Origin of the sequence: Rhizobium esperanzae (assembly GCF_014197615.1) — a bacterium.
GTDB lineage: Bacteria > Pseudomonadota > Alphaproteobacteria > Rhizobiales > Rhizobiaceae > Rhizobium > Rhizobium esperanzae_A.
The window spans coordinates 102199-115686 of sequence record NZ_JACIFY010000018.1 but is presented as its reverse complement, the minus strand read 5'-3'; the positions used below and the strand labels follow the sequence as shown (position 1 = coordinate 115686).

Below are 13488 nucleotides of genomic sequence, written 5' to 3'. Positions count from 1 at the left end.
CATGGCCGATCATGCAGCCCTTATTGCACGGCGTGAGCGGCTTCTTGGCCGAAACATGTCGCTCTTCTATGACGAGCCGGTCCATCTGGTGCGCGGCGAAGGCGTCTGGCTCTGGGATGCGGAAGGCCGGCGCTACCTCGATTGCTACAACAATGTGCCGCATGTCGGCCATTGTCATCCGCGTGTGGTCGAGGCGATCACGCGCCAGGCTTCGACGCTGAACACCCACACGCGTTATCTGCACGAGGGCATCCTCGATTATGTCGAGCGCCTGACGGCAACCTTCGACAAGAGCCTCGACGCGGCTATCCTCACCTGCACCGGCAGCGAAGCCAACGATGTCGCGCTACGCATGGCGCAGGCCGTAACAGGCAAAACCGGCGTCATCGCCACCAACCATACCTATCACGGCAACACGGCGGCCGTATCGCAGCTCTCGACCCGCATGCCGCCGGTCGGCGGCTTCGGCGGCCATATCAGGCATCTGCCGGCGCCCGACAGTTACCGCCCGCTCGGTGGCGAAGACGGCGAGGCCTTTGCTGCGGCTTTCGCAGCCGAAGTCGAGGCGGCGATCGCCTCGCTGCAGGAGAGCCCGCATGGATTCTCGGCGCTGATCATCGATCCGTTCTTCGCCAATGAGGGTTTTCCGGATCTGCCGAAAGGCTTCCTGGACAGGACGGTCGCGGTCGTGCGCAAGGCCGGCGGCCTCGTTATCACCGACGAAGTACAGCCCGGCTTCGGCCGCACCGGCTCTGATATGTGGGGCCATCAGCGCGCCGGCATCGTTCCCGATATCGTGACGCTCGGCAAGCCGATGGCCAATGGCCACCCGGTCGGCGGGGTCGTCGCCAATGCCGATACGCTGAACGCCTTCCGCAAGGCCTTCCGCTACTTCAACACCTTCGGCGGCAATCCGGTCTCCTGTGCCGCCGCCATGGCGGTCCTCGACGTCATCGAAGACGAGAAGCTGATCGAGAACGCTCGCGATGTCGGCGAATATACGCGTGACGCCTTCAAGCGGCTTGCGCAAAAACATGCGATCATCGGCGATGTACGCGGCAGCGGCCTGTTCATGGGCATGGAATTCGTGCTGGACCGGGCGACGAAGCAGCCGGCCGCCGCGCAGGCGAGCCGCATCGTCAACGAAATGCGCGAACGCGGCGTGCTGATGGGCAAGATCGGCATCCATCAATGCGCCACCAAGATCCGCCCGCCGATGCCCTTTTCCCGGGAGAATGCCGATCTGATGTTGTCGGTCTTCGACGACGTGCTGTCGGGCCTGTGAGGCGAGATGGCCGATCAATTGCCGCAGACTGTCCGGGATGCCCTGCAGGAGCGCGCGTTGGAAGCGCTTGGTCATTGGGCCGCGCCGCGGCACGAGCCGGCACTGATGAAATACCGGGAGAACGCCGTTTTCCGCGTGACACTTGCCGATGGGCGGCCTGCCGCCTTGCGGCTGCATCGGCCGGGCTATCATGACGAGACGAGCCTGCGCTCGGAACTGGGCTTCATGGCAGCGCTCCGGCGCGGTGGTCTCGACGTGCCCTCCCCCGTGCCCACAAGTGCGGGAGGCAGCCTCATCTGCCTTCCCGCCAATCGGCAGTTTCCCGAACAATATGCCGATGTCGTCAGCTGGATCAACGGAATGGCCCTCGGGCAAACCGGAACGCCGCTGCCGCAATCAGCCGAGACGCAGGCAGCGATCTTCTTCCGCATCGGCCATGCCATGGCTGTGATGCATGATCTTGCCGATGCCTGGGCGCCGCCGGAGGATTTCCGCCGCCCGGCATGGGATGGCGAAGGCCTGCTCGGCGAAAGCCCCCTCTGGGGCCGCTTCTGGGATTGCCGCGGACTCTCACGCGACGAGGCCGCAGCTCTCTCGGCATTGCGCGACGATCTGCGCCACCGTCTCGCCAATGCGCAACGAAGCGGCCTCGACTATGGCCTGATCCATGCCGATCTCGTGCGCGAGAACGTTTTCCTGACGGAAAACGAAGGCGGCGTCGCCTTCATCGACTTCGACGACGCAGGATATGGCTTCCGTCTTTTCGATCTTGCCACGGCCCTGCTGAAGAACCGTGCCGAGCCGGCCTATTCCGAGATCGAGAGCGCCTTGATCGCAGGCTATCGCAGCCGGCGCGTCCTTTCGGAGGCGGCCTTGCGGAACCTGCCGCTATTCACCGTGCTCCGGAGTCTCACCTATATCGGCTGGCTTGCCGAGCGGCCCGAGATCCCGAGCGCCGGCGAGCGCCTGTCGCGTTATGCCGCTGAAAGTCTGGAACTGGCGAGAAAGCTCGACGGCAGCGCTTGACATCTCTCGTAAACTGATTAACGTGTTAATTAATAAAGGGCGGGAGGACATATGCCGCATCTCACCATTGAATACTCGGCCAATCTGGAGGGCCGCGCCGATATTGGCGCGCTCTGCAGGCATCTGCTGAAGACCGTGCTGGAAACCGGCCTTTTCGAGGTCGGGGCGGTGCGCGTGCGCGCCCTTCGCGCCGATCATTATGCGATTGCCGACCAGCTTGCCGAGAATGCCTTCGTCGACCTGAATTTCCGCATCGGCAAGGGCCGCACGACCGAGGAGAAGAAGCGCACCGGCGAAGCGATCTTTGCAGCCGCGACGCAAGTCCTTGGCTCGCTCTTCGAGACGCCGCATTTCGCGCTGTCGCTGGAGATCCGCGAGATCGATGCGGAGCTGAGCTGGAAGAAGAACGCCATCCATCCGCGGCTTCGCGGCAAGTGACACCTCCCTTCGCGGGACGAAATAACACCAAAGGAATAGACGATGTCCAAACTGCAGGAAAACATCGCAAAGGCCGAAACCTACCTTGCGAAGTTCAGAGACCGCGGTGTCCTCAACCGGATCAACGGCGAGGATGTGGCCGGTGATGACGGCGCAACCTTCGAGACTCTCTCGCCGGTCGATCTGAAGCCGCTCGCCACCGTCGCCCGTGGCAATGCCGCCGATATCGACCGGGCGGCCAAAGCCGCCAAATCGGCTTTTGCCGAATGGGCGGCGCTTTCGGGCGATGCGCGCAAGAAGATCCTGCATAAAATCGCTGACGGGATCGTCGCTCGCGCTGAAGAGATCGCCTTCGTCGAATGCATGGATACCGGCCAATCGCTGAAGTTCATGGCCAAGGCGGCGTTGCGCGGCGCCGAGAATTTCCGTTTCTTCGCCGACCGCGCACCCGAAGCCCGTGACGGCAAGGCGCTGCGCGCCGATGGCCAGGTGAACGTTACCACGCGCTTGCCGATCGGCCCGGTCGGCATCATCACGCCGTGGAATACGCCCTTCATGCTGTCGACCTGGAAGATCGCGCCAGCGCTCGCCGCCGGCTGCACCATCGTCCACAAGCCTGCCGAATTCTCGCCGCTGACGGCGCGGCTGCTGGTCGAAATCGCCGAAGAGGCTGGCCTGCCGAAGGGTGTCTGGAACCTCGTCAACGGTTTCGGCGAGGATGCCGGCAAGGCGCTGACCGAACATCCGCTGATCAAGGCGATCGGCTTCGTCGGCGAAAGCCGCACCGGCTCGATGATCATGAAGCAGGGCGCCGACACGCTGAAACGGGTTCATTTCGAACTCGGCGGCAAGAACCCGGTTGTCGTCTTCGCCGATGCCGATCTCGAGCGCGCCGCCGATGCGGCCGTCTTCATGATCTATTCGCTGAACGGTGAGCGCTGCACATCATCCTCGCGCCTGCTGGTCGAGGACGCCGTCTATGACAGGTTCACCGCCCTCGTCGCCGAGAAGGCAAGGCGCATCAAGGTCGGCCATCCCCTCGATCCCGAGACGGTCATCGGGCCGCTCATTCATCCGGTCCATGAAAAGAAGGTGCTGGAATATATTGCGATCGGTCGGTCGGAAGGCGCAACACTGGCGGCCGGCGGAGAGAAGTTCGATGGCCCGGGCGGCGGCTGCTATGTCTCCCCCACCCTCTTTACCGGAGCCGACAACAAGATGCGCATCGCCCAGGAGGAAATCTTCGGGCCGGTGCTGACCGCCATTCCCTTCAAGGACGAAGCCGATGCGCTCGCTCTTGCCAACGACGTTCAATACGGCCTGACCGGCTATCTCTGGACTTCGGACGTCACCCGCGCCTTCCGCTTCACCGACCATCTCGATGCCGGGATGATCTGGGTGAATTCGGAAAACGTCCGCCACCTGCCGACGCCCTTCGGCGGTGTCAAGAACTCCGGCATCGGCCGCGACGGCGGCGACTGGTCCTTCGATTTCTACATGGAAACCAAAAACGTCGCCTTCGCCACCAAGCCGCACGCCATCCAGAAGCTCGGCGGTTGATACGCAATATCCACTACACATATGGCCCGCAGTTCTTTGGGAGCGATGGGCCGAGGAGGAACCGATGCCGATACCGACACCTAATCTCTATCCGCCCTTCAACATCGTGCGTCTCAGCCATGTCGAATTCGGCGTCACCGATCTCGCCAAATCCCGCGCCTTCTATGTCGATACGCTCGGCCTGCAGGTCACGGACGAGACCGCTGATACGATCTATCTCCGCGCGCTCGAAGAGCGTGGCCATCATTGCATCGTGCTGAAGAAATCCGACAAGGCCGAAGCCCGCGATCTGGGCTTCAAGGTCTTCAGTGACGAGGATCTCGACAAGGCCGCCCATTTCTTCAAGAACAAGGGCCTGCCTGTGGAATGGGTTGAGCGCCCCTACCAGGCGCGCACCTTCCGCACCCGCGATCCCCACGGCATTCCGCTCGAATTCTATTCGAAGATGGACCGCCTGCCGCCGATCCATCAGAAATATGCGCTCTACAAGGGCGTCAAGCCGCTGCGCATCGATCACTTCAACTGCTTCTCCAAGAATGTCGACGAGAGCGTCGCCTTCTACAACGAGCTCGGTTTCCGCGTCACCGAATATACCGAGGACGCCGAGACTGGTCGTCTCTGGGCTGCCTGGACGCACCGCAAGGGCGGCGTCCACGACATTGCCTTCACCAACGGCCGCGGCCCGCGCCTGCACCACACTGCTTTCTGGGTGCCGACGCCGCTCAACATCATCGACCTGCTCGACCTGATGGCGACCACCGGCTGGGTCGCCAATATCGAGCGCGGCCCGGGCCGCCACGGCATCTCCAACGCCTTCTTCCTCTATATCCTCGATCCGGACGGCCATCGCATCGAAATCTACTGCTCGGACTATCAGACGGTCGATCCTGATCTGGAGCCGATCAAATGGGATCTCAAGGATCCGCAGCGCCAGACGCTCTGGGGCGCGCCGGCTCCCAAGTCCTGGTTCGAGCATGGCAGCCTGTTTGCCGGCGCCGAAGTAGTCGAGCCTGATTTGAAGGCGCAGCCGATCATTGCGCCTTAGGGCTACCGCTGTTCGATTTGCGCAGATAGCTGCCCCTCACCCTAACCCTCTCCCCGTAAACGGGGCGAGGGAACGTGCCCTGCCAGAGGTTGGCGAGGGACGGAGAGGTCGCGGCCAGGTCCCTTCGCCCCGTTTACGGGGGGCCGCAGGACGGTGGCGGCAGCCGGATGAGGGGCTGCACGCGCCGATCGTCTGCCGGAGGTGACGCGATGGATTGCACAAACACGAAAAGAGATAGAGCATCGCCGCGACCTGAAGAAACGGAAATGGTCTATCGAAGGAGACAGTCATGCAATTGAAGGACGCAACATTGTTCCGCCAGGCCGCATTGGTCGGTGGCGATTGGATTGAGGCCGATCCATCCAATTCGATCGCGGTGGACAACCCGGCGACCGGCGCGATCATCGGCCGTGTTCCCAATCTGGGTGCCGCCGAAACCAAGGCGGCGATTGCTGCAGCCGAGATTGCGCAGAAGGAATGGGCGGCCCGCACCGCCAAGGAAAGGTCGGTCATCCTCAGGCGCTGGTTCCAGCTGATGATGGACAATCAGGACGATCTCGGTCGCATCCTGACGGCGGAACAGGGCAAGCCGCTGGCCGAGGCCAAGGGCGAGATCGCCTATGGCGCGAGCTTCATCGAATGGTTCGCCGAAGAGGCGCGGCGTGTCTATGGCGACATCGTTCCCGGCCACCAGAAGGACAAGCGCATCCTTGTCATGAAGCAGCCGATCGGCGTCGTTGCCGCCATCACCCCCTGGAATTTCCCCAATGCGATGATCACCCGCAAGGCGGGACCGGCCTTTGCCGCCGGCTGCGCCATGGTGCTGAAGCCGGCATCGCAGACGCCGTTTTCGGCGATCGCCATCGCCATCCTTGGCGAACGCGCCGGCTTCCCCAAAGGTCTCTTCAGCGTCTTGACCGGCTCGGCGCGCGCCATCGGCGGTGAAATGACCGCAAGCCCTGTCGTGCGCAAGCTGACTTTCACCGGTTCGACCGAGGTCGGCGCCGAACTCTACAAACAAAGCGCGCCGACCATCAAGAAGCTCGGGCTGGAGCTCGGCGGCAACGCGCCCTTCATCGTCTTCGACGATGCCGATCTCGATGCGGCCGTCGAAGGCGCGCTCATCGCCAAATTCCGCAACAACGGCCAGACCTGCGTCTGCGCCAACCGGCTCTATGTGCAGGAGGGCGTCTATGATGCCTTCGCCGAGAAACTTTCGAAGGCTGTCGGGGCGCTGAAAACAGGCAACGGCTTCGACGAAGGCATCAATCTCGGCCCGCTGATCGACGAGTCGGCACTTGCCAAGGTCGAAGAACACGTCGCCGATGCGCTTTCCAAAGGCGGCCGCGTCGTTGCCGGCGGCCGGCGGCACCCGCTCGGCGGGCGCTTCTACGAGGCGACCGTGCTTGCCGACGTCAACCCTGCCATGGCTGTGGCCAAGGAAGAGACGTTCGGGCCGGTCGCTCCCCTCTTCCGCTTCAAGGACGAGGCCGATGTCATCGCCCAGGCCAACGATACCGAGTTCGGCCTTGCCTCTTATTTCTACGCCAAGGATCTCGCCCGCGTCTTCCGGGTGGCCGAAGCACTGGAATACGGCATGGTCGGCGTCAATACCGGCCTGATCTCGACGGCAGAAGCCCCCTTCGGCGGCGTCAAGCTTTCCGGCCTCGGCCGCGAAGGCTCGAAATACGGCATCGAGGAATTCACCGAAATCAAATATGTCTGCCTCGGCGGCATCGCCTGAGGCCAGTAAAGAGGCCCGAGACACAGCATGACCCATCCACGATTCCTGTCCTTTTCCAGAAACGGCCATCATGGCTATGGGCTTGCCGTCGAAGGCGGTGTCATAGACCTCTCGGCTCGCCATGGCGCGAGCTGGGCAACCTTACGCGAAGTGGTCGAGGCAGGTCGCCTCGCCCAGCTCGCGGAGGAGAGCAAAACATTGAAGCCGGATTTCGCGCTTGACGAGATCCGCTTCGAAATTCCCATTCCCTCGCCGGAAAAGATCATCTGCGTCGGGGTCAACTTCCCCGACCGCAACGAGGAATACAAGGACGGCCAGGCAGCCCCCTCCAATCCCTCGCTCTTCATCCGTTTTCCCCGTTCCTTCACCGGTCACGGCGAGCCGCTGGTCCGGCCGCCGGAAAGCCCGCAGCTCGATTATGAGGGCGAGATCGTCATCGTCATCGGCAAAGGCGGCCGACGGATTGCCGAAGCCGATGCCTTTTCCCATATCGCCGCCTTGTCGCTCTGCAACGAGGGCACGATCCGCGACTGGGTGCGCCATGCCAAGTTCAACGTCACTCAGGGCAAGAATTTCGATCGCACCGGCGCGATCGGCCCATGGCTGATCCCCTTCACCGACGCCGCTCAGCTCGAAGACATCAAGCTCGAAACCCGCGTCAATGGCGAGGTGCGCCAAAGCGACCGCACCGGCCGGATGATCTTCTCCTTCCGCAAGATCATCAACTACATCTCCACCTTCACGACGCTCGTTCCGGGCGACGTCATCGTCACCGGTACGCCGACGGGCGCCGGCGCCCGCTTCGACCCGCCGATCTGGCTGAAGCCAGGCGATATCGTCGAGGTCGAGGCCGACGGTCTCGGGGTCCTGAAGAACACCATCGCCGACGAGGTGTGAGATGCTGACTTCAAACGAGATCGAACAGGCAGCAACGAGCCTTGACGAGGCCGAGCGGACGCGTGTTCAGACCGGGCTCCTGTCGCTGAAACATCCCGGCATGACGATGGATGACGCCTATGCCGTCCAGAGCGCCTGGGTGAAGAAGAAGATCGCAAGCGGCCGCAAGCCGATCGGCTGGAAGATCGGGCTGACGTCGAAGGCGATGCAATATGCGCTCAACATCGACATCCCCGATTCCGGCGTGCTCTTCGACGACATGGTGTTCGAAGACGGCGCGACCGTGCCGGCCGACCGCTTCATCCAGCCGCGCATCGAGGCGGAAATCGCCTTCGTGATGAAGGCGCCGCTGAAGGGTCCCGGCATCTCGATCTTCGATGTGCTGAATGCCACCGACTACGTGACCCCGGCGCTGGAAATCCTCGACACCCGTATCCTGCGCGTCGATCCGGAGACGAAGAAGGCGCGCACCATCGTCGATACCATCTCCGACAATGCCGCCAATGCCGGCATCGTCACGGGCGGCCGCGCCGTGCGGCCCGGTGAGATCGACATGCGCTGGATGGGCGCGATCGTCAGCCGCAATGCCGAGGTCGAGGAGACGGGTCTTGGGGCCGGCGTCCTCAACCAGCCTGCCCGCGGGGTCGCCTGGCTCGCCAACCGGCTGGCGCAATATGGCGATGGGATCGAGGCCGGGCAGATCGTGCTGGCTGGTTCATTCATCCGTCCGATCGAAGCCCGGCACGGCGATACCATCAATGCCGATTTCGGCCCATATGGCTCGGTCAGCCTGTTCTTTGCATGAAGGAGTGAAACATGCCGGCGCCCAGGAATCTCTTCAAGCAGGCCCTGAAGGAGGGGCGGGCGCAGATCGGTCTCTGGCAGGCGCTCGCCAGCCCCTATACGGTCGAAATCTCAGCCGGCGCCGGCTATGACTGGCTGCTTCTCGATGCCGAACATGCGCCGAACGACGTGCCGCTTCTCGTTGCGCAATTGCAGGCGATGAAGGGATCGGCAAGCCATGCGGTGATCCGCCCGCCGATCGGCGAGACCTGGATCATCAAGCAGATGCTCGATATCGGTGCGCAGACGCTGCTCATCCCGATGGTCGACAGCAGGGAGATGGCCGAGGCCATGGTGCGCGCGGTGCGTTATCCCCCGCATGGCGTGCGCGGCGTCGGCGCCGCCCTTGCCCGCGCTTCCGCCTTCAACCGGATTCCCGATTATCTCCAGACGGCCAATGACGAGATCTGCCTGCTGCTGCAGGTGGAAAGCCGCGCCGGGCTTGCGGCCCTCGACGCGATCGCCTCGACCGAGGGCGTCGACGGCGTCTTCATCGGCCCGGCCGATCTTGCCGCTGACATGGGCCATCTCGGCAAACCGGGTGCGCCGGAAGTCCAGGCGGAAGTCGAAAAGGCGCTGGCGAAAATCCAGTCTCACGGCAAGGCCGCTGGTATCCTGATCGGCGACCTCGCGCTCGCCAAGCGCTATCTCGAGCTCGGCGCCACCTTCGTCGCGATCGGCAACGACGTTACGCTGCTTGCCAATGCGACGACGAAACTGCTCGACGACTTCAAGAAGGCGGATGCCGCCAAAGCGCCGGCGGACGCGAAAGTCTACTGATTTCCTGAAGCCGATCTCCTCCGAACGCAGCCGTCTTCGGCTGCCTTCGATCCTGCGGATTTTCCCTGCGCGGGGAGCGGCATTGTGCACGCTCAGTCAAAACGGACTGCACAGCTGGACGCGACGCCTCCGCCCGCATGGATCATGATGCTCCTCGAAAGCCAAGAGGAGAGCACATGCGTTTCAACAACAAGACTGCCCTGATCACCGGCGGCGGCACGGGCATCGGCGCTGCGGTCGCCCGCCGCATCCGGCAGGAGGGCGGTAATGTCGCGCTCGTCGGCCGCCGCCCGGAGCCGCTGCGCGCCGTTGCCGATGAAATCGGCGCCACCGTCGTGGCCGCCGATGCGGCCGATGGCGCTGCGATGAAGGCCGCGGTCGAGAAGGTCGTCGAGACTTTCGGTTCGCTCGATATCCTGATCGCCAATGCCGGCGGCCATGGTGTCGGACCGACCGTCAGCATGTCGGACGAGACCTGGGATCTCGCCGTTCGTCTCAACCTCAACACAGCCTTCGTCAGCGCCCGCGAATCCCTGCCCCATCTCATCAAGAGCCGCGGCAATATCGTCGTTCTCGCCTCGATCGCCGGGCTCTTCGCCGGGCCGGATGCGGCGGGCTACGTCACCATGAAGCACGGCTGCATCGGGCTCGCGAAATCGCTGGCGCGCGACTACGGCCGCAAGGGCGTGCGCACCAATTCCGTCTGCCCCGGCTGGGTGACGACTGCGATGGCCGACGAGCAGATGCAGGTCATCGTCGAGAAGTTCAAGCTGAAGAGCGTCGAAGAAGCCTATGCGCTCGTCACCAAGGATGTGCCGCTCGGCCGCCCGGCAAGCGCCGAGGATGTCGCCAATGCCGTCTGCTTCCTGGCCTCGGCGGAGGCCTCGATGATCAACGGCGCGATCCTGACCGTCGACGGCGGGGCCGGCACGGTCGATCTGCCGACCCTCGCCTTTGCAGAATGATCGGAGGAATAGCGATGAACGAGAATCCGAAGGATTGGAAAACCTACGACGAATTCGCCTACGGCATCGACACCAACCGTCTGCCCGCAACCGATGCGCTGGCCGGCTCGTCCCACAAGATCGGCTTTGCCGATGGCCGGAGCCTTGAGCTTGCCTTCGCCAAGGGTGAGGTCCAATGGTCGGACGGCAAGGACGGCGCCACCGACAAGGCCGAGGTGATCGAGGTCGCGCCGAAGACCTATTTCGTCGAAGTGGTCTTTGCCGGGCGGTCCAGGGAAGCCGAAACGCTGATCCTCAATCTCGAAACGCGCCGCGCGCTTTCCATCTATTCCATCGTCCGCGATGCCAAGGACGCGGTCGGCGAACCGCAGGTGGCGCAGATCTTCCGGCCCGGCGTGATCGAAGGCGGCGCGGCCAGCGGGCCGGCGCCGCACGAGACCCGCGACCTCATCGGGCTGAGGGCGCATTTCACCTACAGCCCCAATCACGTCTACGAACACACCTATCTCTCGTCGCAGCGCTATGCCTGGCAATGCCTCGTCGGCGTCCAGCGCGGTCATGGCGACGTCGATCTCGCCACCACCTACAAGTTCGACGAAAACCTCTACATCTTCACCTTCCGGGAATTCAAGATCCCGGTCGCTTCCACATTCTTCTACAATTTCAACGACATGCGATCGACGGGCAAGTTCCTCGGCATCACCGGGGACGGCCGGATCCAGAACAGCCCCGCCGGCGCCTTCATCCGCAAGGCATCGATGACCTATTACCTGCCCGGCCAGGAACCAGTGTGAGGACAAGAATGCGCAGAGCTTTCGATATCGTAAAGGCCCATTACCAGGCCAATGACCGCCGCGACATGGATGGCATGCTTGCCGACATCGCACCCGACTGCCGCTGGACGGAGATGGACGGCTTTCCCTGCGCCGGCACCTATGTCGGCCCGCAGGAAGTCTTCGAGAACGTCTTCCAGGCACTCGGCCAGGCCTTCGAGGGATACACCTTCAAGCTGGAACGTCTGCTCGATGCCGGCGACGAGGTGGTCGGGGTCGGTGATTATAGCGGCACGCACAAGCGGACGGGTAAGGCCTTCAAGGCCCGCGTCGTCCATGTCTGGGGCGTGTCCGGGGACAAGATCCGCCGTTTCGAGCAGTTTACGGACACGCTGCGGGTAGACGAATCCATGCGATGAAAATCGAGCTGGCCCGGCCTTGCCCGGGCCGCCGCTTACGAAATCGGGGCCTTGCGCCATTGCGACGGCGAAACGCCATAACGATGGCGGAAGGCTCTCGAAAAATGCGCGCTGGAGGAAAAGCCGAGCGCGAAGGCGATGCCGGATATTTCGCCGGCATAGCCGCCGGCGTCCCGCAATCGCGCCGCCGCCTTCTGTAGACGCAGATCCCAGATGTAATCCGAAGGCGTCAGGCATTCGACCTCGAAAGCGCGGTAGACATAGCGCACCGAGCAGCCCATGCGGCGCGCGATCATGGTGACGGTCAGATCCGGGCGGGCAAGCTCGCTGTCGATGAAGATCTTGATCCGCTGCAACAGCAGATCCAGCGGATTGGCGACCGGCCGCGCCTGCTGGAGATCGGCGCCGATCATGGTGCGAACGAGATCGACCATGGTCTGGCCGACGCTCGAGCGCCGCGCCGCGTCGAGATGGTCGATCTCATGCATGGTCGAATCCATCAGCGACAGCAGGATCCGGCACATGCCGTCATGCCCGGCATGCGCCGTGAACGGCCTCGTCAGCCGCTGGATGGCCGCATGCGGCAGCGCATGACGCGGCAGCTGCAACAGCAGCTGGCGAACCGGCGTGCTGTTCGTCAGCATATAGGGACGGCTGGGATCATAGATGACAAGTGCATCGGCCGAAACCGGCGCATGCAGCCCGCCCTGATCGAGGCAGGCGTCGCCTTCCGTCTGCACCAGCAGTTTGATCGCATCCGGATCGTCCGGCCCGGCCGTCGCATGTTCGCCGAAGACGATATGCCGATCCACCTCCAGCCGCGTCAGCCGGCAAGCACCCAGCATGGCCGACACCATCCGGCTCTTTTGCTCGTCGGCGGCGCCGAAATCGAGGCGAACATTTCCGAACAGGTTGCGGGCGAGCCCGGCAAATTCCCGCCCGCTGGCGCTCTCGATGGACTTATGAAGTGCTGCAGCCATCATGGAGCCCTCGTTTCAGCTTGCGAGATAGGCGCCGTGGAGAATATCCGGCTGCGCCTTCAGGGTCGCGGATGCGCCTGAAAAGACGAGGCGCCCGCGTTCGAGCACAAGAGCCTGATCGGCGAGATCGAGCGCGAGATTGGCGAACTGCTCGATCAGCAGCACGCCGATGCCGCCGGCGGCGGCAATCTTCAGCGCTTCGGCCAGACGCTTGACGACGGCGGGCGCCAGGCCGAGCGACAACTCGTCGACGATCATGAAACGCGGCTTGGCGACGAAGGCCTGCGCCATCGCCACCATCTGCTTCTGGCCGCCGGAAAGATCCGAGGCTGATTGACGCCGCCGCGCGGCAAGCTCGGGGAAAATCTCGTAGGCGCGCTCCAGCCCCTGCCGGCGCGCAGTTGCCGAGGGTTCGAGCGCGGCGACGAGGATATTGTCTTCCACGGAAAGCTGCCCGAGCACACGATGGCCTTCGGGAACAAGCGCAAGGCCGGCACGGCGAATGCGATCGGGCGAAAAACCTTCGAGGGCGCCGCCGCCGAGGCGCACCGAGCCGCTGCGCGGCAAGACACCCGCCATGGCCATGACGGTGCTCGACTTGCCGGCTCCGTTGGCGCCGAGCAATGTCGTCACCTTGCCGGCCGCGACCGAAAAGGAGATGTCGTGAATGACGCGCTTGCCGCCGCGCTCGACGACAAGGTTCTCGACGTTGATTTCGGATAGGCCGCTCATG

At 63.4% G+C, this 13488-nt stretch carries 14 protein-coding genes; 12 read left to right on the top strand and 2 right to left on the bottom strand.

Translation table 11 applies throughout. The annotated features are described in order from the left end of the window. Position 1 precedes the first annotated feature (1 nt). The 12 genes from GGD57_RS22430 to GGD57_RS22375 all read left to right on the top strand — a co-directional run bounded on the left by GGD57_RS22430 (position 2) and on the right by GGD57_RS22375 (position 11775). Positions 2–1285, top strand: a complete 1284-nt coding sequence (locus GGD57_RS22430; RefSeq protein WP_184472464.1) for an aspartate aminotransferase family protein — start codon at positions 2–4, stop codon at positions 1283–1285. Between the two features lie 6 nt (positions 1286–1291). Further along, on the top strand, positions 1292–2311 hold the full coding sequence (locus tag GGD57_RS22425) for a phosphotransferase (RefSeq protein ID WP_184472463.1): 1020 nt from the start codon (positions 1292–1294) through the stop codon (positions 2309–2311). Positions 2312–2362: 51 nt separating this feature from the next. After that, the gene (locus GGD57_RS22420; RefSeq protein ID WP_184472462.1) at positions 2363–2749 is read left to right on the top strand and encodes a 5-carboxymethyl-2-hydroxymuconate Delta-isomerase; all 387 of its coding nucleotides are present in this window, start codon (positions 2363–2365) and stop codon (positions 2747–2749) included. Between the two features lie 42 nt (positions 2750–2791). Further along, complete coding sequence (hpaE, locus tag GGD57_RS22415) at positions 2792–4309, top strand: 5-carboxymethyl-2-hydroxymuconate semialdehyde dehydrogenase (protein ID WP_184472461.1); 1518 nt, start codon at positions 2792–2794, stop codon at positions 4307–4309. Positions 4310–4373: 64 nt separating this feature from the next. Then, on the top strand, positions 4374–5354 hold the full coding sequence (gene hpaD, locus GGD57_RS22410) for a 3,4-dihydroxyphenylacetate 2,3-dioxygenase (protein WP_184472460.1): 981 nt from the start codon (positions 4374–4376) through the stop codon (positions 5352–5354). A 289-nt stretch (positions 5355–5643) separates the two neighbouring features. Continuing rightward, positions 5644–7098, top strand: coding sequence for an NADP-dependent succinate-semialdehyde dehydrogenase (gene gabD / locus GGD57_RS22405; protein WP_184472459.1), 1455 nt, complete (start codon positions 5644–5646; stop codon positions 7096–7098). A 27-nt stretch (positions 7099–7125) separates the two neighbouring features. After that, positions 7126–7995, top strand: a complete 870-nt coding sequence (locus GGD57_RS22400; protein WP_184472458.1) for a fumarylacetoacetate hydrolase family protein — start codon at positions 7126–7128, stop codon at positions 7993–7995. 1 nt (position 7996) lies between these two features. Then, positions 7997–8800 carry a 2-oxo-hept-4-ene-1,7-dioate hydratase gene (hpaH, locus tag GGD57_RS22395; RefSeq protein WP_184472457.1) on the top strand — a complete coding sequence of 268 codons (804 nt, stop codon included), beginning with the start codon at positions 7997–7999 and terminating at the stop codon, positions 8798–8800. A gap of 11 nt (positions 8801–8811) precedes the next feature. Next, positions 8812–9618 carry a 4-hydroxy-2-oxoheptanedioate aldolase gene (gene hpaI / locus GGD57_RS22390; RefSeq protein WP_184472456.1) on the top strand — a complete coding sequence of 269 codons (807 nt, stop codon included), beginning with the start codon at positions 8812–8814 and terminating at the stop codon, positions 9616–9618. Between the two features lie 176 nt (positions 9619–9794). Further along, positions 9795–10583, top strand: a complete 789-nt coding sequence (locus GGD57_RS22385) for an SDR family NAD(P)-dependent oxidoreductase (protein WP_184472455.1) — start codon at positions 9795–9797, stop codon at positions 10581–10583. 14 nt (positions 10584–10597) lie between these two features. After that, entirely contained in the window at positions 10598–11377 is a 780-nt protein-coding gene (locus tag GGD57_RS22380; protein ID WP_184472454.1) for a MoaF C-terminal domain-containing protein, read from the top strand. A gap of 8 nt (positions 11378–11385) precedes the next feature. Next, on the top strand, positions 11386–11775 hold the full coding sequence (locus GGD57_RS22375; RefSeq protein ID WP_010068307.1) for a nuclear transport factor 2 family protein: 390 nt from the start codon (positions 11386–11388) through the stop codon (positions 11773–11775). 35 nt (positions 11776–11810) lie between these two features. Here the strand turns inward: GGD57_RS22375 and GGD57_RS22370 are convergent, their stop codons facing one another. Then, positions 11811–12758, bottom strand: a complete 948-nt coding sequence (locus GGD57_RS22370; RefSeq protein ID WP_246713718.1) for a helix-turn-helix domain-containing protein — start codon at positions 12756–12758, stop codon at positions 11811–11813. Positions 12759–12770: 12 nt separating this feature from the next. Beyond that, the gene (locus tag GGD57_RS22365) at positions 12771–13487 is read right to left on the bottom strand and encodes an ABC transporter ATP-binding protein (RefSeq protein ID WP_184472453.1); all 717 of its coding nucleotides are present in this window, start codon (positions 13485–13487) and stop codon (positions 12771–12773) included. Between the last annotated feature and the right edge of the window lies 1 nt (position 13488).